The organism is Ktedonobacter racemifer DSM 44963, assembly GCF_000178855.1.
Taxonomy (GTDB): domain Bacteria; phylum Chloroflexota; class Ktedonobacteria; order Ktedonobacterales; family Ktedonobacteraceae; genus Ktedonobacter; species Ktedonobacter racemifer.
The window spans coordinates 56,661-75,233 of record NZ_ADVG01000001.1 but is presented as its reverse complement, the minus strand read 5'-3'; the positions used below and the strand labels follow the sequence as shown (position 1 = coordinate 75,233).

The following is an 18,573-nucleotide window of genomic DNA, read 5'->3' as shown; positions in this document are numbered from 1 at the left end:
GCAAATTTACAAAATGATGAGCAGTCAAACGCTACAGCCGCGTAAGAAGCGGATAAAATCCGGTAGGCAAAATGCGCACTTCCGGCCAGGTTATGCCCAACTTTTGTACTTTCGGCCACTTTCTAGCGTTTTTGGCTGCATCTGAATCTCTTGCTGCACTGAGGAGATGAGTTGATCAACGCGAGGGGTTCGGGAACGCAGATCGGTAATGGCATGTCGCGCATCTCGCAACGTCGTGCGTGCGTCGGCGAGTGCCTGGCTGAGTACCTGTTGTGCCTACTGATAGTTCTTGCGATGCAGCTGAGCAGAAGTGACCTCCAATTGCATGATCATCCCAGCTATTCCCTGTGGTACGGCTGTTTGTGGAAAAGGCGATGCAACAGTCCACGAACATTCCCGGCTCGCCCTTGAACGCGCCGGACAGGTGGAGAAAAGCGAATGCGTGCAAGCAGATCAACGGTTGCAGTTTCCAAACTGCGTTCTCGACACCACTGCTGAAATTGCGATGGGTTCAACATCACTGCTCTCCAAAGACTCTCGATGTTTCAGTACTCAAACGGTTGGCTGCTCCTTTCACAAGGGCTTACAGAACACGGATGAAGTGACGATATCATATCCTATCTTGTGATAGAATTGATGAGCATCTGCGCGGCTGACATGCGAGCGTAAATAGATCGCCCAGCATCCCTGCTCGCGTGCCCACTGTTCTGCAGCCTGCATTAAGCGGTGTCCTGCACCACTGCGACGCGCGGCTGCATCCACCACCAGTCCTCCGATTTGCGCTTCCGGGTCCGTATGGACGAGGAAGCAGCGATAGACATGAACCCACCCGAGCAGATGTCCATCTGGTCGTTCTGCCACAAAGAGCGCATGATCACTTTGCGGCAGAAGGTTGGCCAGTCGAGGCGAGAGATGCTCTGCAGAAACAGGGTATCCTAGCTGTTCACACAAGTGTGCCAACTGTTCTGCATCACCCTGGGAGGCCAGGCGAATTGTTACTGATTTGTCGTCATTGCTCATCGTTTGCAGGTGTTTCTCCTACGCGAACGTTTTCACCAAACGGATTCCCGTTGCCTGGTAGCCGAGATGCTCATAAAAGCGATGGGCGGCCTGTCGATGCATCCCGCTGTTCACGATGATGATCTGGACTCCGCGCGTCTTGAGCCATCGTTCTCCCTCTGCGACTAACGAGGAACCAATATGCTGACCCTGGTGTGCTTGTTCAACAACGAGGGCAACGATCTGCCCATAGACGCCATTCTTCTCATAAGAGTGTCCAACGTGGAGGCCGATCATGCCGACGATGCGGCGGTTTCGTTCGGCCACCAACGTCTGGTAATCGCTCTGAGAGAGGAGGCCGGTGAGTCGCTCTTCCATCTCTTGTGTTTCTGTGGGATACCCTAGTTGCTCCATGAGCCTGGCTATGGCACTCGCGTCGGACAGGCTGGCTGGTCGAAGCGTCAGGTGTTCCATCGTCAATGTTTTCCTCTCTCAGGCTTCCCAAATGCTCTGGAAGACACGAAGGAAGTTTTTTCCAAGAATTCCGGCGATTTGAGGTTCAGTAAAACCTCGTGCCACAAGCCCTGCAGTCAGGTTGGGAACCTCGGTGAATCCACGAATATTTGTTGGCCAGACCCATGGAGGACGGGGATAGAAACGCTCGTCGTAGCCATAGTACTCATAGTCGTCCTCATCTTCCTCCGCAAAATCGAACCCCAGGCCGACATGTTCTGGTCCAACCAACTCACTCAGATACTCCGCATGCTGGAGCAGCAGATCCAGGGTAGGTTTGGCCTGAAGCGAGACAAAGGCAGGAAAGGCGCACAGACCAATCACTCCTCCAGAAGCTGCGACCGCTCGGATTTGTTCATCAGTGAGATTTCTCGGGGAGTCACACAACGCACGGGCATTGGCGTGACTCACAATGACAGGGCCTCCTGCTTCTTCGATAGCTTCCAGGCTGGTGCGAATGCCGCTATGGGCGAGATCAATGACGACCCCTAATTCCACCATCCGGCGGATAACCTGACGGCCAAAACGACTGAGACCGGTATTTGCAGACTCCAAACATCCATCGCCACTGAGATTACGCATGTTGTAGGTGAGCTGAATCACCCGGACTCCCAGGGTGTAATAGACATCGAGTAAGTGCAGACCGGACTCCAGAGGAGATGTGCCTTGAAAGTGGAGAATCACTGCAAGCTGTTTTTCCTGTTTCGCCTCTCGGATACCAGCCACTGTCCTGGCTAAGCGAAATGGCACTTGTTGGGAGCGCTCCAGCACCAGCCACCGTCCCAGTCGTTCCACAGCAAACTGGCAATCCTCAATAGATGCGACTGTCGCTAAAACAGCATCTATCCCTCCGTTTTGCATCTCCTTCAGACGTTTCGGAAGACGTTGAGGGGTAATGAGTGGAGCCGCTGCATCTAAACAGAGCAGGCGGTGGTGCAGGTCTCTGGTGTCAGAGTTCAGGGCCAAGGTCATGTGCGTGTGCTTTTCCTTTACAAAGACAAGATCATCGTTCATCGTCTTTTCCGTTCAATGCAAACGACACCATCCGGTCGATCACTTCGGCAAATGGCAACCCTGCGCCCGCCATCATTCGCGGATAACGGCTGTATGAAGTCATACCGGGCAAAGTATTAACCTCGTTAAGTACTACCTTTCCATCTTCCTTCAGGAACATATCCACCCGCGAAAGTCCCCTGCATCCCAAGGTGCGATATATGGCTTTTGCCGTCTGCTGAACGAGCAAGCGCGCCTCTGCCGAAATGTCAGCGGGAACGATTACTGTTGAGTTTTCGGAACCGCTTTCAGGGTTATTCTCCTGATGGATTCTGAAGAAGCCATGAGATAGACGAATTTGATCTACCTCGCCTACAATCACATCCAGATCGTTCCCTAATATCGCACATCCCACCTCGCTGCCGACGACAGCCTCTTCGATCAACACCTTCGAGTCATACTGTCTTGCGGTTTCCACCGCACTCAGCAATTCTTCTTTTCGAGATACCTTGCTGACGCCGAAAGATGAACCCGAACGGGCCGGCTTTACAACGACGGGATAAGGAAGCCGGTCAGCGTCAATATCCTCGTCCGCCGTGACAATCCAGAAATTCGGCGTGGCAATTCCCGCGTTTCTAACGACGATATAAGCAAGGGATTTGTCCATACACAGAGCAGAACTTTGGATATCGCAGCCTACATAGGGGATGCCGGAAAGCTCCAACAAACCCTGCATCGCACCATCCTCGCCGAGTTTGCCGTGCAGAACGGGAAGCACCATATCCAAACGGATCGTTTTGTATTGTCCCTGTTCCAGAACAAGCAATCCGTGTACGCTTCTGTCCGGTGACAGCATAGCCGGACGGCAATTGTTGTTTTCCCAATTTGCGCCAGGGCCGTCACACAACTTCCAAGCACCGCTCTTCGTAATCCCGATATAAAACGGTTCATACTTTTCGATATCGAGGTGTTTTGCGACCTCTTGCGCAGATTTAACGGAGATGGGATGTTCTTCGGAACAGCCTCCGAATAGAATTGCGACTTTCAACCTATCCATGCTATTTTCTCCTCTCTAAATGACCATTTTGGTGCTGGGTGGTGTCCCCAGACATGATGGTCTCCTTTCAAATTTCAGGCAATTGATAATAGTATTTTCAACAGTATCTCTCAGGGCGTGGTCTGTGTAATAGGCGGCGTGCGGAGTAATAAGCACATTCGGTAGTTTTTGTAACTGCAACAACAGTTTGCTTTCAATGGGTTTGTTTCTGTAGTCAGCGTAGAATATTCCTTCCTCTCCTTCGAGGACATCCAACGCCGCACCGCCTAATCTGCTGCTTTCCAACGCTGGAATAAGAGCCTCGGTATCAAGAAGTGAACCGCGTCCAGTATTGATAATGAACGCGCCGTGCTTCATCTGCTCGATACGTTGACGATTCAAGAGATGGTTTGTATCCGCGTTAAGTGGTGTATGGAGTGTTACAATATCGCTCTGCTGTAACAATTCATCAAGAGGAACGTAATTGGCAGAGGTTTTGGGACGATGGTCATAGGCTACTATGTGGCAGCCAAAGCCCCGCAGCCGGTCCATAACTGCTGCGCCAATGCGTCCTGTTCCAATTACCCCAATGGTCATGTCGCGTAATTCTTTCCCGCGTATGTCATTCAATCTGAAATCGTGAATGTCTGCACGGCTGATAGTGGATTTTGCATTTCGCACCACCATCAGCATCAGCATTAGCGTGTAATCAGCCACGCTATCGGGCGAATACACGACATTTCCAACAGAGATGCCAGCGCTTTGCGCGAAATCTACGTCAATATGGTTATATCCAGTACTTCTTGTGGAGATATACGCTACGCCGGCTTGGCTAAGCGCACGAAGAATGGAATTTGTGATTTGAGTTTTATGACTGACGCTGATGCATCGATTCCCAAATGCCAGTTCAATATTGGCTTCAGATACCGGTGCCGCTGTGATAGTTGGCATAACGCCAAAGCGAGGCGCCATCTCTCGGAACAAAACGGCCTCGTCCTGCCCGCATCCATAAATTGTAATTCCTATTTTTGCCATGATTTATGCACCCTGTTTAAAGCTTTCTTATTAATCTTTGCAATGGCAAGCGTAGCTGCAAGTTGTTAATCTTTGCAATGGCAAGCGTAGCTGCAAGTTGTGAAAATGATATGAAATTTGACACCATCCACAATCCGGGATGGTGTCTGAAATTTACGCATCAAGTACGGCTAAATGGAAATTTCATATCATTTTCACATTTAAACGGCATCCTAGTGGATAGAAGGAGCATACGTTTCATGGTTAAGGAGCATACGTTTCATGGTGACAGTCGAAAATGGAATATATCCAGCAATTCCTCTCGACGCCGGTCAGGTTCAAGGATGGAAAGATATTCCTCTCAGAGAGGACGACAGCCTCGATCCATTAATCCCATTAGGGCCATTATCGCAGGAGGCTGAAATTTTAATGACGTCCTCTCTCTATTTTGGTGAACATAGTAACTCACCTTATGCAGAGAATAGAAATAAATTAGAGGGTAGCCTGCTGACGCTTTTTGCCCGTCAGTCGGTCATTCATCGTTTATTAGTCGCGGAGCAACTCTTGCCAGCTGGTCATCATCTGCTAGTATTCGATGCTTACAGGTCTTATCAGGTGCAGAAATCGCTTCATGATTTCTATAAGCAAAAACTCAGAGAAAAATATCCAGGTATGGACAACGAGACACTGGAGTCTGAAACCCAAAAATATGTTTCGCTTCCATCGATGGATCCAACTCGACCTTCTCCACATAATACAGGTGGGTCGGTAGATGTAGCGATTGTAAAACTTGACCAGGCGCATGAAGAGGAGTTGCTTCAAATCCGTTCCCACCTTACCGATGTTCATCTAATTATCGCAAAGCGGGTTGGCATGGAAATGCGGCTATCAGCAACCATGAGACGCCATGCCAAAATGCTCGATTTTGGTACTGCATTCGATCATGGGGGTGAAAAGTCCGCTCTGGCATATTATGAGTCTAAAATTGCCGCCGGGGAGATCTTGACAGATAATGATATGCTGGCCTGCAACAATCGTCGATTGCTCTTCGGGATTATGACGCAGGCTGGCTTCCAGCCCTACTTTGCAGAATGGTGGCACTTCAACGCACCCGAGTCTCAAATGGGAGCAGCTACTGCCGGACTCGATTACGCAACCGTTGGGGCTGTGGGTCTTGATGAAAGCAATATAGCACATGAAAATACACGTCTTAAAATTCGTCAGGAGGCGCTGAAACTGCAAAGAGAAGGGGATCTGGCTGTTGCACGGACAGCCGGTCTGGCTATTGTGCGAACAGCCCTACGAGTTGAAATCTTGGCTGCCATTCGCGAAACAGGCGACCCAAAACTGGTGGAAGATTGGCCCGCAGAGATTATCGCACCACCAGAAGAATAGTCTTATTATCCCTAGAAAATAAAAGATGAGAGGTTGTAGCTTCAAAAATGGAATGGAATACGTTAGTTGGCACATTATCTGATGTGCCCTTATCTGGTAGGTATTGTTTTCCCGGAAAAATCTCTTATTCCTCACAATTTGCTAGTCCTGAACTCATTTATTCGTATTGTCATGAGCATTTTGATGGAAGACAAGATCCACGTTGGCGTGAGTTTGGAACTGAAGACGTTGAAGAGTATTGTTTTTGGTGCTCTCGGTCTTGCGCAATTGCTTGCTTGAAAATGTGTATTGAAACCCTAGCGAGGCCGAAACAACCTCCAAGCATGATTGAGCTTATTCAGCAAGGTCTTGCTGCAGGTGGATACATCATTCACAATGAACAGGGTGAGTTAGTCAACTTCGGATGGATCTATCAACCATTAGTAAAAGTAGGACAGTCCTATGGGATCAAGGGACAAGTTTATAAGACGCTCTCTATTGAGAATATCTGTTCTTTGCTTCTTACAGGAGCGCTCGTTATTGCTTCCGTTAGCGACGAAATTGGTGAACGCAATGACACTCCTATTACCCATAAAGGGGGACATGTTGTCCTTGTGCATGGGTTTGAATGGTCAAATCAGGAGTGTCAAACGCTTCTGCTTCACAATTCATCTGGAAGATTTCCAGAGCTACAGGAAAATGCCGTGATTCCCTACGACAGATTTGCTGCAGCCTTCGCCGGGAGGGGATTTGCATTTTGGTCGACAGATGAGCAAAACGAATGAAGTTCGATAGCAACCCGAATTTTACGACTAAAATATATCATGTGACACTCCGCATCGGCTAAAGCCGAGCAGCTCCTGACACTGTGCCGTAGTCGGGTTCGTGAGACAGGTGGCGTAGCCACTACTCAAAGTGAACCCGTAGTTGGGACGCAATATCTGGGAGAGGCGCGCCCATCCGGCGCCTTCTCCCCTGGGGGGTGCCATCCCCGTTGGCATGATCTCCACGCCTTGCCGCAGGGAGAGATGGTCCCATCTGGCGTTTGGCATCCTGGGAGATCCCAACACCTGAGTCTTTCGACTCCCTCTTCGCACGTTGCGAACGAGCATGAGGCTTTTCCTTCAAAGGTTCTTGCGTACGCTCGATCAAGCGTTGTCCGATTCTCAAACGGGCATTTCTGTCGGCATGATCGCGCATCTGGCATTGTGGGCAGAGACAGAGCGCGGCGCCGGGGGTATAGCCTTCCACAGGGTGTCCTTGGTTATAGCGAATGACAGCGGCGTGACAGCGATGGCATTCTCTGCTCGTATTGCGCGGATTCACACGGCTGGTGATGATGCCGCCTGCCTGCCAGGCTTTGTACTTTGCGTAGCGGAACATGCGCCCTTTCATCCAGTAGGCGCGTTTGCTATTGCTCCGGCGCGAATACGTGCCCTTCTCCGGTTGCAGGTTGCCCAGATGTTCAAAAACCAGGATGCTCGCCTTGTGCTCGCTCGCGAACTGGACAATGCGAGCGCTCACCAGATGCGCGATCTGTTCGTCCACGTGCCTGATTTTGGCCCAGAGGTCGGCATTGTCCTGTTCGTTCTCGGCAATGATGCCAGTCTGTGATCGGTTGCGTGCAATGCGTCCAAGCAGTTGCTTCCTACAGCCCGATACCGCTGCGCCATTTCCGATGAAGGAAGTAGCCAGGATGGTGCCGTCAACTGTCTGGACGCTGCACACAGCTACGCGATGATCAAGATTGAGGTCCACCGAGCAGATACGTGTCTGGGCGGTGGTGAGTTGCTCTACGACTTTGGCGGGAGTCTCGAAGGTCTTTTCGATGGGAGTATGTAGCCACCAGCGATCCCTGATGCGCACCAGGGAAGGGCTCCCCATCTCGAACCCTTCGGGCAGATCGCGTGAAAACGTGTGAACCTTGAGCCAGGACCAGCAGGAACCGGTCCAGACCTTGAGCATGAGAGAGTGATGATGGCGCTCACGAAAGATTCCCGCATAGAAGGGAGCCGACTTGTTCCATGATCGGGGCGGGACTGGTGGTCGCTCCTTGAATGGCTTCTTCTTCCCTCCCGATCTCGTCTGTTTGGCTTCGTGTTTCTGCTTCCGTGCTCGCCATGTTTTGAGGGAGGAGGAAAATGCGCGGGCCGAACCAAGGGCCGCATTGATGGCGGCACGTCTGAATATCGCCGGGATATCTGGCGCGAGATCGGTGAGTGGCATGATTGGATGGGGGTTCGCACCCGTTCCATGGGTGAGTTTCTCCAGGGCCGTGAGGCCCTCCTTATTGTTGAGGGCAAGAAGACCTTCGTGTGCCTGGATACAGTCGAAATAAAAGGCCACGACGCGATTGAAGAGGACCTGGTTTGCCACGAAGTAGGCAGCATACTGCGGCGGATAGTGCAACGCCTGCCTGATGGTTTTCGTGGCTTTTGCCATGTTTAGTACCTCCTCTCACACAATAGATGGTATCTCTCTTAGAGAATACTCTGCTGATGTGAAATTGTCAAACATATGTTCTATTAGTACTCTGTTTGAGAAGGGCTCAAGCCCAAGAACACGCCTCACCACGGTCTAAAGAACCGTGGCTTGCGGCGGGCTAAAGCCCTATCCTGTCACTTGAAGGAAGCATATTGTGGTACCGCGATGCTATTTACCACGAGGAATAAGGATTGTCGGTCTGGCTAGCGCACTCAGCTCAAGGATTGTGGTCGCACCGGCGCGGGAAACCACACTATCGGCGGCGCCTAACGATTGCGCCATCTCCTCGCTGTTGACAAACGGTACCACCGTTTCATATCATTTTCACAACTTGCAGCTACGCTTATCATTGTAAAGATTAAGAAGTTGGGACACGAGACATATGGAAGTTTTGGTTATTGAAGACGAGGCACCGATTCGTGAGTTTGAAGTGACGTACCTGCGTGATGCTGGATACGGAACAATCGAGGCGGCAGATGGTCAAGCTGCGGTCGAACTGTTTGTGGAGCATAAACCCGATCTCGCAATCATTGATATTAACCTGCCAAAAATGAGCGGGCTAAATGTATGTAAAGCGATCCGAACGACCTCCACCATGCCAATCCTTATAGTCACCGCCCGCGATAGTGATGAAGACGAGGTCAAAGGGCTCTCCATGGGCGCCGACGATTACATCAAAAAGCCATTCAACCCAAACGTCTTAGTTGCACGCGTGCAAGCGCTCTTGCGCAGACACGATAGGACAAGGCGACGACACTTTAAGGGTCTGGTTATCGATCCTGAAACCATGTCGGTTATGAAGGGTGGTACGTCTATCACGCTTACCACGACGCGCTTCAACCTCTTGCTGGCGCTTGCTTCCCATCCTCGCGCGGTCCTTTCAAGGGCGCAACTTGTCAACCAAATTTATAGCGACCCTTCAAGTCATTTTGTCTATGACCGCACCATTGATGCCCACATCAAAGCACTGCGCCAGTCGATCGAGACAGATCCGAAAAATCCACAATTTATAGAAACAGTATTCGGGAGCGGCTATCGCTTCATCGGAGAACCAGAGAAATGATCAGTCTAGGTTTCTACTTCTTCCTTTTATGTATCTTTACTATCGCTGTAATCGTCGCGGTCATCGTAATGGCGATCCTCGGAATCTTTAAAAGGAGCCCATATAACCGGTTAAGTACTCGTATTGCTGCACTTATACTTGCATCAGGGCCAATTACACTCATTTTAATCCCTGTTTCAAACGTACTTATCGGTAGGGTACTACTGAATGCCTTTACTACAAAAGGGTCCTTTGCTGCGCTTGCTATATATGTGCTGATTGCACTCGGCACCCCCCTAGTGCTTGGTGTGCTTGCGGCGCGTTTCGTACGGCGGCCGTTGCGCCAGTTTAATAACGCCATAGCCTCCTTGGAACAAAGCAATTATAAAGTCCAGCTCCGGTCAATGGGCATCCGCGAGTTTGATGAAGTCTTTACGAGGTTCAACAATCTCATACATCGATTACGGCACGAGGAAAAGCTCCGCAAAGACCTGGTTTCAGATACCTCGCACGAGCTGAATACGCCACTGACGACGATGATCGGGCAACTTACTGCTATGCAAGATGGCAAATATCCTCTGACGGAGGAACGAGTAGCCATCCTCAAGGATCAAGCTGAGCGGCTTGCTGAACTGGTACAACAGCTGGATGCTTATACGAGAGCCCGCATGCCCGTGACTTCCGAGCCCGAAGATATACACTTGAGGCAGTTCTGCGAAGAGCTCATGAATCACTTTAGTCTCGAACTCAAGCAAAAAGGAATAACTGCGAAGCTGCATATCGCAGAGGACTCTATAATCCATGCAAACCGTGGCGCACTTCAACAGATTCTTACGAATCTCATGAAAAATACCTTGCATTATTCACAGGCGACAGAAGTCACCATTGAAGCCACTGCACACAAACTTCTGTTTTCAGACAACGGGAAGGGTGTCCCCTCAGAAAGCCTGCCCTACCTGTTCGAGCGCTTTTATAGAGTAGATACATCTCGCAGCAGAACAACAGGCGGCCTTGGACTCGGCTTAGCAATTGTAAGAGAATTAGCCGAGAGCCAAGGTTGGGCTATAACCGCCGTAGCAGGCCACCCTGGCTTAAGGTTCGTACTAAAAATCAATGCATAGTTATCGTATCCAGTGACCTAGAGCAATGAAATCTATCAACTGTTTACTTATTCCTATGATAACCCAAAAGCTGCAAAACTATTTTCTTTCAGAAAAACAGCCAACTCCCCAAACGGCTAAAGCCGTTTACGAAGTTACAAATTATATCTTGTACTTGTTTTTTCGCTTCTCGAACGCTTCTTTGCCGCTGTCAAGAATGTCGATGGCGTGCTCTCTAATGCCACAAGTTTCGAGAATATATGCACTGTTGGGTATTGTCAACTTAAGCAAAATTGTAGAGATTAAACAAGAGAAACAGACCCCAAAGTGGGGATGACGCCCTTTTTCTGACCGTGTTTTCTAGAAAATCTTGGAGAATGTGGCATCGATGTGGTGAAAGCTCATCAACAAAATTTTTTAAGTTGACAATACGGGTCGCGCAGATGGAGCGGTTGCTCACACAAATGAAGCGGATTCTTGTGCTGAACCGGGGAGGCGTGAACTGGTGAGTAAGGAGGTCGTGGAAGCCGCGCGCGAGCACCTAGTCTTTGGAAAGGGAATCTGATGTAGGATCCCAGAATGAGTGCATTGGCCCAGCTCACCTCGTGTGAAAAATCCCTCTATTCATGTCATGGCTTCCCGAGAATAGGTCATTAGCCTCCAGAAATCCCACAAAATATGCCTTTGTCCTATGCAGATGCATGGAGACTGGTGTTCGAGCGAGGAGCGACAGGCCTCGCGCATTCATCTTCAATGGTTGTTGGCCAAATTGGGCCGGAACGTTGGCTGTGACGTGAGGATGGCGCTGGGATCGAGTTCAGAGGTGGCATGACGAGCGCGTGGATGATGTGAGCTTAGAGCCCTTGCTGCCATTACCGCTGGGAGAGCACGAACTGGCAGGGGAGATCTGTTGTGGGTGCACAAAACGGAATTGGTGGCAGCCTATCGAATAGCACAGACTCTGGAAGAAATGACGCTGTCCTTGCTGCATCTTTATGATCTGTCGCTTTGGCTGCCCAGGCGTGATGTCGCGCTGTGCATGATTATTTCGGATCTCAATGGGGCCTGTGTGCAATCGGCGTTCTCGCGGCCGCTCTATCAGAAGTATGGGCGCGTGAGGGCCATGTGGGGTGCTGTTGCGAGAACGGATATGTGAGCATGAGGAGCATATTGTACGGTGGGCAAGGACTCCAAAGGTGAGAGCCGATCTCACGTAGTATGTGGGTACAGGGGTAGAACAGTTCCTGTGTCTCTGATGCTTTTGGGGGCAAGGACTCCAAAGGTGAAAAGCCGTGCGTCGCGCAAAAAGAGCATGGGAGGGGGTGTTCTTGCGCAAGGAGAGGGAAAAGAGGAAAAAAAGAGAGAGCCCAACTGGTCTCTCAAAAAAGCTTACCTATCAAGTCTACCTGAAGAGCGGAGAAAAGTCAAGTGGTTCGTATAGCCGATTACAGCCTGCTTGTTGACTTTTGAGCCCATATCAGGTAGCCTGAGAGGCGGATAGAGAAATTTTGAAAAAACCAAAAAATCCACCTCTGAAGTACCCATCCTCCAATCATCAACTTCGCGGGAGAGCCAGGATTCACCACTTCCTGGCACTCGGGTCTGGCGATCCACTCCGCTTGTCCTGACAGGCGAGGAAGTGCAAGAAAAAGCCACAGGCGGGAAAACAATTCCTACTCCTCTCCATCTCGTCGTGCCCTCCCCAAAAACGATATGCGACAAGTCAGCGCTTTGCGCCATCATGTGACGAGGGGCAAGGTAAACCAGAAGGTGGAGCCCTCCCCTGGCGTGCTCTCCACACCCACTTCTCCCTTATGTTGTGCGATGAGCGTCTGACAGATATAGAGGCCCAGGCCCAATCCTTTCCCGGAACCACTCTGTACCGGCACTCCCTTGACCTGGTGATAGCGTTGCCACAGTCCCTTTTGGGCTTCTTCAGTGAGACCCGGTCCCTTGTCTTGCACCCAGACACGGGCCGTGTTCTCCTGGAGGGTCAGTCCAATGGTGACTGGCTGCTCTGAACTCGAATACCGGATGGCATTGGTCACATAGTTCGTTACCACCTGACTGATCCGATTCCTGTCGGCAAGTACCTTGACTATGATGTGCTCCGGCAATTCAAACAGAAACGAGCGTTCAGGTGCCGTCACCCGCAGATTTTCGACGGTTTCGCGTACAATGGGAACCAAATCACAAGGCTCCAGTTCCAGCTTCAAGGTCTGAGCGGTGATGCGCGAGACATCCAGCAAATCATTGATCAAATGGGTTTGCACATCGACTTGGCGAGCAGAAGCTGCCAGACGCTCCGAAAGGTCATTGAGGAAGGCACTCACTTCTGGAGACATGCGGTCGGCCTTCGTGCCAAGGCGTTTCGCCCGCCGTTGGAGCAATTGGAACGTCCCTTTGAGCGCGGCCAGCGGCGTTTTTAACTCATGGCTGGTCATGCTAAGCATGAGGTCTTTTTGCCGTTCGATTTCTTTGTGGGCGGTCTGATCTAAGACGAAACCAATCACTAACGGGGGCGCCCCTCCCCGATGAAAGAGCGCTCTCCCCACCAGGACTGGCACGCGCTTGCCGTTTTTCGTCATAAACTCTTTTTCAAACGGCTGAATCGTCCCCGTCGTCAACAGTTCCTCAGCCGCCTGGGCAGAGCGCTCCTGATATTCTGGAGGAGTTATAGTCTTCCACTGCATCTGCCCTGCTGCCATATCCTCCTGCGTATAGCCCACAAGCTTGAGAAAGGCCTCGTTGGCCTCCTGAATAGTTCCAGAGAGATCAGAAACAGTGATCCCAATAAGGTTGGACTCAACGAGCCCGCGAAACCGCTCTTCGCTCTGCTGCAAAGCTTCTTCCGCTTGCTTGCGCTCGGTGATATCGTGCAAATCAAAGGAAATCCCATTCGGAGTTGGATAGATGTGAATATCCAACCATCGCTGGAAACTCGGATGAAATCCTTCAATATGCCTTGTCTGCCGCGTCGCCATGGCTTCACGGTACACGTGCTCGAATGGAGTGCCAAGAAGCTCAGGAAGCAGATCCCAAAAGTATCGGCCCACCACCTCTTCCCGCTTTTTCCCGATCATCTTTTCCAGCCCGCGATTCACATAGGTGTAGCGCCATTGCGTATCAACATAGGAAAACGCATCGGTAATGCTTTCAAGAACGGTCGTGGCCCTTTCCTCCGCTTGCTTCTGGTCTGTAATGTCTCTGACCGTTCCAATCATGTGGGTTGGCTGGCCCTGGATATCAAAGCGGCCTCGCCCCCTGGCTGCCAGCCAATGCATGCTTCCATCAGGCCAAATCATGCGGTATTCTGTACAATAGTCGGCCTGCTCTATCAGAGCGCGTGCAATGAGATCTTCGACGCGCTCGCGGTCATCGGGGTGCAAGAATGCCAGGAAGCGCTCATAAGTTATCAGATCATCGAGCGAGAGACCAAAAAGCACTTTCCCTTGATCTGTCATCTGGATCTGATTCGTGACGAGATCCCAATCCCACGCGCCCACACCAGAGGCTTCTACGGCCAGTTTCACTTCTGCTTCGCTCATCTGCTCGGCTAGTTCCTGCTTCGTGATATCGGTGCCACAAACAACGACCTCGCGAAGAGCCCCGCCGATCGTGCGCACCGGGATCGTGCGTGCGCGTATCAGTCGGTAGGTGCCATCATACCGACGAATGTGGCACTCTATCTCTCTGGCTCGTCCAGTAGTGATCGATTGCATCACCATTTCTTCCATCTGTGGCAGATCTGCCGGATATACGGTATCTCGCCAACCTCGCCCAAGACCATCGTGCTCCGTTTGCCCGGTAAAGGCGTGCCAACTGGGGGAGATTTCTTGCATCTCGCCTGTGGGAGTGAGAATGCAAAAAATATCCGTACTTTCTTGCATTACCGCCAGGAAACGATCATCAGCTGCCTCGCGTCCCTGCGGTGACTGACTTCTCTTTTCCTGAGAAGGATGCTGTTTCGACAAAGACATGAGATGGCGTTCCTTCCTCACACTCACCAGGACAACCGAAGAGATACCTGTCGTGGACTCACCTTTCGGGTGAGAGTTCTGACACCATGTTGTGCGGCTGATAACGCTCTTATCCATTCAGCGGCCTAGAGAGGGTAGTTTTTCAGGGCGATTACCTGCTTTTCACTCACATCCATTGTAGAATGGATTGGCAAAGTCAACAACGGAGAAAAAGAGTGTGTTCTGCGTTCGCTTGCCAGGACAAGTGGAGTGGACTGCCAGGAAGTGGTGATCATCCTTTGCGTTTGGATGCAAGCGCGAAATGTGCATGTTGTAAACCTGCCTCCCAGGCTATCGAGGAACCAAAGGGCGGAGGTTCTTGCTGATAAAGTTTTAGTGTAATCGCGAATGCCCTTTGTCTGGTTTGCCGTTTTATGACATATGTTTTGTCGCGCTGTGTAAATGGTGAGTTTCGATAGTGGTATTTTTTGCCAATTATCTGAAGTAAGTCATGAGCGGGAAGAGGGGTACAATAGTCTGCTTATCTGTAAGGTGAATGGTTTTTTCTCCACCAGAGCTTCTTTGCAGTACGTCTGACGCGCCACATATGGCGTCGAGATCTTCACTGCCGGATTGGTGGCTGGTAGGTTCCAGGTACGGTGCAAAACTGATAGTCAAACGGTTCCAGCCATTGATAGCAACCATCGCCAGCGTCAGGTACACCAGTTCCTCCTCAGTAAAGTGCTGACCTACTCCTTGATACAGTTCGTCAGGGACATGCCCACTGGTAATCAGCGTGACCGCTTCTGTCCAGGCCAGGGCAGCTTGCTCCCCCTCTGTGTAGAAAGGCGTTTCCCGCCAGGCGTCGAGCGCATAGAGCCGTTGTTCGCTTTCGCCGTCTTTCCGCGCATCTTTCGTATGCATATCAAGCCAGTACGCACAGCCATTGATCTGGGAGGCACGCGTCTTGGTCAGATCAAGCAAAGACGGTTCCAGGCCGCATTGAGCCAGATACGCCTCCAGGTCACGCATGGCTTTTTGGTCTTGACCCAGAAAAGTGGGGAAAGTAAACTTCAAGAAGTGAACCCACAAAGAGAAGGGGAAAGATCATGCGAAAACCGCAGCGGAAATTCACCAAGGAATTTAAGGTAGAAGCGGTGAAACTCGTCCAATCTCGCCAGAAACCACTCGCCCAAATCGCACGAGACCTGGACATTTCTGACAGTGCATTGCACCATTGGTGTAAACAGTTTTCCGAGCAGAGAGAGCAAGCCTTTCCTGGCAGCGGTCACCAGACCCCTCAGGAGGAAGAAATCCGCCAGTTGAAGCGGGAAAACGACCTCTTGCGTCAGGAGCGTGATATGCTAAAAAAAGCACTAGGCATCTTTTCGCGCCCCCAACTCTGAGGTTTCAGTTCATTGCAGAGCACCAACACACCTACTCGATCACGTTGCTTTGCAAGGCACTTGACGTCTCTGAGAGCGGCTATTCTGCGTGGAAAACCCGAGAGGCTTCCCAGCATTGCCGAGAAGATGCCAGGCTAGCCGCCGACATTCAACAGATTTTCCTGGAGCATCGGCGGGTCTATGGCAGCCCACGGATTCATGCTGTCCTCAAAGAACGAGGAGTGCAAACCTCCCGCAAGCGGGTTCAGCGGTTGATGCGGCAGCTCGGGATGAGCGCACACGTCAAGCGCACGTGCAAGCCCACTACCAAGTGCGACCCCAAGGGACGTTTTGCTCCCAATCTTCTCAACCGGGAATTCGAAGTGGAGCAGCCCAATACGCGTTGGGTCACCGATATCAAAGCGGTCTCCACTGCCGAGGGTTGGCTCTACGTGGCCGCGATTGTGGATCTTTTCTCACGCCGGGTAGTGGGGTGGGCGATGGATGCCGTCGAAGATGGCGCTCTGGTGGAACTGGCGTTGCGCATGGCGGTCGCTAGACGCCAGCCGGAGGTGGGGCTGCTCCATCATTCAGATAGGGGAAGCGAGTTTACGTGTGAGCGTTATCAGACTGCCTTGCGTGAGCTGGGGATTGAGGTCAGTATGAGTCGCACGGCCAATTGTTGGGATAATGCGCCGATGGAGTCTTTCTTTGCGACCCTCGCCAAAGAGTGTACCAATCGCGTGTGTTTCCAGACCAGGCAGCAGGCCCGCTCAGCCATTTTTGAGTACCTGGAATGCTTCTATAACCCCATCCGGTTGCACTCGACACTCCAGTATGTCAGTCCACTTGCTTTCGAGCAAGCACATCAGTCGAAGAGGAGTTGATCTCCACATTTCAAGAGTCCATTTTTCTGGGTCAATTTCACCTATCTATCCCCTTCCTGGTTGGAGATGCCGTTTGGACAAGGGCTAGCAATGATGAGTATTTTTATGCTTTCTACAAGTATTGCCTGTATTCCCATGCGCTACTTGAGATATATTCTCCTGGGAGGCTGCTTCTTGACGTGTAGCCTCTATCTCATTCTCGGAGGGGCAGGAGTATGGTGGCTCTGGTCTGGACATGTCTTGCAAACAGCGTGGCATCCATTTCCCCACTGGTCTCACGGTGGATCGGTGTACGGTATCGTGATTCTCGCCTTGCTTGGCATCAATTATCCCCTCTTTCTAGGGAGGGAAATATCTGGTGGACAGGCTGGAATACACAAGGCTTCTGGCTATGTTTGGTGGGGAGTCTCAATCATGTTTTTTCTCTATCTCTTTGCAACCTTTGGTGTCATGGCAATGAAACCTTCAATCCATATCAGTGAGTATCTCCCTTTTATTCGAGCCATCACGACCGTATTTGGACCCACTCCCGCCATGCTTTTTGGTATCGCCTTAACCGTTGCCAATATCCTGCTTCTCGCTGCGATACAAGTCTTGTTTTCTCGTCTCCTCGTGAACTTGCCCAGCAGCAACGTCTCCCTCCAGCACTGGCTCTCGTGAACCGCGGCGGTGTGCCTCTCCGCAGCCTGCTTCTGCAAATGCTTCTCACCGTGCTCCTCATTCTGCTCACGTTTATGACGCTTCCATTTCTGCTGGAAGGGATTGCAAAACCACAATGGATAGCCAGGGGGATCGCTGAAGTGTTTCTTGCAGGAGCTTTTCTGCTCTGGCTTGGTTCGCTCATCCTGCTTTTCTTCATGCCAGTGTTGTTCGTTCTGCGAACACATCACGTAACTCCGCAGCGACGAATCCACCATTGGAGGATTGTGCTCCTCTCGCTCATGGGTATTGTCGCATCAAGCGTCTGTCTGTGGACCACCTTCTCGATCTCCTGGACCCCTCTTCTTTCACATCAACAGTGGGTAATTCTGGTTACCCTTCTCATAGTGACGACCCTGAGTATCGGATGGATCGGCGGTGAATATCCGCGCATACGTGTATTATTACATAGTCAGCAGCGGGCAATGCAACAAGAAATTGCCTTACGGCACCGATTACAGGAGTCCTACCAGGCACAACGTCTCTTACTTGCTGCACTCGCACGGGCTGCAGTGACTGATCCAGTCACCGAACTGCCCAATCGTCGAGCGATCATCGATGAGATTGAGCATGCGCTCTCCTGGGCACACAGTATTCAGGCGTCATGTGCCCTCTTATTTGTTGACCTGGATCATTTTAAACAGGTCAACGATCTCTGGGGGCATCGTGTCGGCGATGCGCTTCTTCACGAGGTTGGGCGTCGTTTTCGTACCCTTATGACACCACAATGCATTGTTGGTCGTTATGGCGGTGAGGAATTTGTGTTTGTACTTCTCGATGCTTCTCTTCCTGGTGCGAAAGCCATCGCAGAGCAGGTCAGGACGATTCTTGCTACTCAGCCGTACACGTGGCAGGCCGATAGTGGGATTCATACTATCACGGTAACAGCAAGCATTGGGATTGCGCTTTCACGACAATATGAAGCAACCAGTGACGATCTGATTGAACAAGCAGATCACGCCATGTACGTAGCCAAGCAGATGGGGCGCAACTGTATCAGCATCGCAGGCACCACTGATCTTCCGACTTAACTGCTTGCCTCTAAACAGTAGACTTTGTCGCGCGTCCTCTAGAGCGCAAACGTTATT

At 51.0% G+C, this 18,573-nt stretch carries 15 protein-coding genes and 2 pseudogenes; 8 read left to right on the top strand and 9 right to left on the bottom strand.

The genetic code is table 11. The annotated features are described in order from the left end of the window. Nucleotides 1–573: 573 nt before the first annotated feature. From KRAC_RS00375 to vanH, 5 genes are read right to left on the bottom strand one after another with little or no spacing between them, the layout of a single operon-like run. Complete coding sequence (locus KRAC_RS00375) at nt 574–1,020, bottom strand: GNAT family N-acetyltransferase (protein WP_007903588.1); 447 nt, start codon at nt 1,018–1,020, stop codon at nt 574–576. 18 nt (nt 1,021–1,038) lie between these two features. Then, nucleotides 1,039–1,473, bottom strand: a complete 435-nt coding sequence (locus tag KRAC_RS00370; RefSeq protein WP_007903587.1) for a GNAT family N-acetyltransferase — start codon at nt 1,471–1,473, stop codon at nt 1,039–1,041. Between the two features lie 18 nt (nt 1,474–1,491). Next, the gene (locus KRAC_RS00365) at nt 1,492–2,484 is read right to left on the bottom strand and encodes a dipeptidase (RefSeq protein ID WP_157506238.1); all 993 of its coding nucleotides are present in this window, start codon (nt 2,482–2,484) and stop codon (nt 1,492–1,494) included. Nucleotides 2,485–2,515: 31 nt separating this feature from the next. After that, the gene (gene vanA-Sc / locus KRAC_RS00360; RefSeq protein ID WP_007903585.1) at nt 2,516–3,562 is read right to left on the bottom strand and encodes a D-alanine--(R)-lactate ligase VanA-Sc; all 1,047 of its coding nucleotides are present in this window, start codon (nt 3,560–3,562) and stop codon (nt 2,516–2,518) included. A 15-nt stretch (nt 3,563–3,577) separates the two neighbouring features. After that, entirely contained in the window at nt 3,578–4,576 is a 999-nt protein-coding gene (vanH, locus tag KRAC_RS00355; protein WP_007903583.1) for a D-lactate dehydrogenase VanH, read from the bottom strand. 261 nt (nt 4,577–4,837) lie between these two features. Between vanH and KRAC_RS60375 the strand changes: the two genes are divergently transcribed. Both KRAC_RS60375 and KRAC_RS64935 read left to right on the top strand, forming a co-directional pair. Continuing rightward, on the top strand, nt 4,838–5,950 hold the full coding sequence (locus KRAC_RS60375; protein ID WP_007903582.1) for a M15 family metallopeptidase: 1,113 nt from the start codon (nt 4,838–4,840) through the stop codon (nt 5,948–5,950). 47 nt (nt 5,951–5,997) lie between these two features. Continuing rightward, on the top strand, nt 5,998–6,714 hold the full coding sequence (locus KRAC_RS64935; protein WP_007903580.1) for a C39 family peptidase: 717 nt from the start codon (nt 5,998–6,000) through the stop codon (nt 6,712–6,714). A 121-nt stretch (nt 6,715–6,835) separates the two neighbouring features. On the opposite strand, the gene KRAC_RS00335 is transcribed toward KRAC_RS64935, so the two are convergent. After that, complete coding sequence (locus tag KRAC_RS00335; protein ID WP_007903578.1) at nt 6,836–8,371, bottom strand: zinc ribbon domain-containing protein; 1,536 nt, start codon at nt 8,369–8,371, stop codon at nt 6,836–6,838. Between the two features lie 210 nt (nt 8,372–8,581). Then, nucleotides 8,582–8,695, bottom strand: a complete 114-nt coding sequence (locus KRAC_RS79140) for a glycosyltransferase (protein ID WP_083814451.1) — start codon at nt 8,693–8,695, stop codon at nt 8,582–8,584. A gap of 100 nt (nt 8,696–8,795) precedes the next feature. On the opposite strand from KRAC_RS79140, the gene KRAC_RS00330 reads away from it, so the two are divergent. The 3 genes from KRAC_RS00330 (at nt 8,796) to KRAC_RS00315 (ending at nt 11,711) form a co-directional block, all read left to right on the top strand. Continuing rightward, complete coding sequence (locus KRAC_RS00330) at nt 8,796–9,476, top strand: response regulator transcription factor (RefSeq protein ID WP_007903577.1); 681 nt, start codon at nt 8,796–8,798, stop codon at nt 9,474–9,476. Then, nucleotides 9,473–10,576, top strand: a complete 1,104-nt coding sequence (locus KRAC_RS00325; RefSeq protein WP_007903576.1) for a sensor histidine kinase — start codon at nt 9,473–9,475, stop codon at nt 10,574–10,576. The genes KRAC_RS00330 and KRAC_RS00325 overlap by 4 nt, the downstream gene beginning before the upstream one ends. Before the next feature lie 895 nt (nt 10,577–11,471). Further along, nucleotides 11,472–11,711, top strand: coding sequence for a hypothetical protein (locus tag KRAC_RS00315; RefSeq protein WP_007903575.1), 240 nt, complete (start codon nt 11,472–11,474; stop codon nt 11,709–11,711). A 583-nt stretch (nt 11,712–12,294) separates the two neighbouring features. Here the strand turns inward: KRAC_RS00315 and KRAC_RS00300 are convergent. Together KRAC_RS00300 and KRAC_RS00295 are read right to left on the bottom strand one after the other, a co-directional pair. After that, complete coding sequence (locus KRAC_RS00300) at nt 12,295–14,535, bottom strand: PAS domain-containing sensor histidine kinase (protein ID WP_040441641.1); 2,241 nt, start codon at nt 14,533–14,535, stop codon at nt 12,295–12,297. A gap of 601 nt (nt 14,536–15,136) precedes the next feature. After that, nucleotides 15,137–15,546, bottom strand: a pseudogene (locus KRAC_RS00295) (carboxymuconolactone decarboxylase family protein). A 77-nt stretch (nt 15,547–15,623) separates the two neighbouring features. Here KRAC_RS00295 and KRAC_RS00285 point away from each other — a divergent pair. From KRAC_RS00285 to KRAC_RS60370, 3 genes and pseudogenes are all read left to right on the top strand, one after another. Beyond that, a pseudogene (locus KRAC_RS00285) lies at nt 15,624–16,786 on the top strand (IS3 family transposase). A 105-nt stretch (nt 16,787–16,891) separates the two neighbouring features. Continuing rightward, nucleotides 16,892–17,446, top strand: coding sequence for a hypothetical protein (locus KRAC_RS00280; RefSeq protein ID WP_040441639.1), 555 nt, complete (start codon nt 16,892–16,894; stop codon nt 17,444–17,446). Nucleotides 17,447–17,457: 11 nt separating this feature from the next. Next, nucleotides 17,458–18,516, top strand: a complete 1,059-nt coding sequence (locus KRAC_RS60370) for a GGDEF domain-containing protein (RefSeq protein ID WP_169460835.1) — start codon at nt 17,458–17,460, stop codon at nt 18,514–18,516. The last annotated feature ends 57 nt before the right edge of the window (nt 18,517–18,573 follow it).

Excerpts from the sequence above, each read along its gene's own strand:
- KRAC_RS00375 (WP_007903588.1), bottom strand. The coding sequence starts at position 1,020 with ATGAGCAATGACGACAAATCAGTAACAATTCGCCTGGCCTCCCAGGGT.
- KRAC_RS00370 (WP_007903587.1), bottom strand. The coding sequence starts at position 1,473 with ATGGAACACCTGACGCTTCGACCAGCCAGCCTGTCCGACGCGAGTGCC.
- KRAC_RS00365 (WP_157506238.1), bottom strand. The coding sequence starts at position 2,484 with ATGACCTTGGCCCTGAACTCTGACACCAGAGACCTGCACCACCGCCTG.
- vanA-Sc (WP_007903585.1), bottom strand. The coding sequence starts at position 3,562 with ATGGATAGGTTGAAAGTCGCAATTCTATTCGGAGGCTGTTCCGAAGAA.
- vanH (WP_007903583.1), bottom strand. The coding sequence starts at position 4,576 with ATGGCAAAAATAGGAATTACAATTTATGGATGCGGGCAGGACGAGGCC.
- KRAC_RS60375 (WP_007903582.1), top strand. The coding sequence starts at position 4,838 with ATGGTGACAGTCGAAAATGGAATATATCCAGCAATTCCTCTCGACGCC.
- KRAC_RS64935 (WP_007903580.1), top strand. The coding sequence starts at position 5,998 with ATGGAATGGAATACGTTAGTTGGCACATTATCTGATGTGCCCTTATCT.
- KRAC_RS00335 (WP_007903578.1), bottom strand. The coding sequence starts at position 8,371 with ATGGCAAAAGCCACGAAAACCATCAGGCAGGCGTTGCACTATCCGCCG.
- KRAC_RS79140 (WP_083814451.1), bottom strand. The coding sequence starts at position 8,695 with ATGGCGCAATCGTTAGGCGCCGCCGATAGTGTGGTTTCCCGCGCCGGT.
- KRAC_RS00330 (WP_007903577.1), top strand. The coding sequence starts at position 8,796 with ATGGAAGTTTTGGTTATTGAAGACGAGGCACCGATTCGTGAGTTTGAA.
- KRAC_RS00325 (WP_007903576.1), top strand. The coding sequence starts at position 9,473 with ATGATCAGTCTAGGTTTCTACTTCTTCCTTTTATGTATCTTTACTATC.
- KRAC_RS00300 (WP_040441641.1), bottom strand. The coding sequence starts at position 14,535 with ATGTCTTTGTCGAAACAGCATCCTTCTCAGGAAAAGAGAAGTCAGTCA.
- KRAC_RS00280 (WP_040441639.1), top strand. The coding sequence starts at position 16,892 with ATGCTTTCTACAAGTATTGCCTGTATTCCCATGCGCTACTTGAGATAT.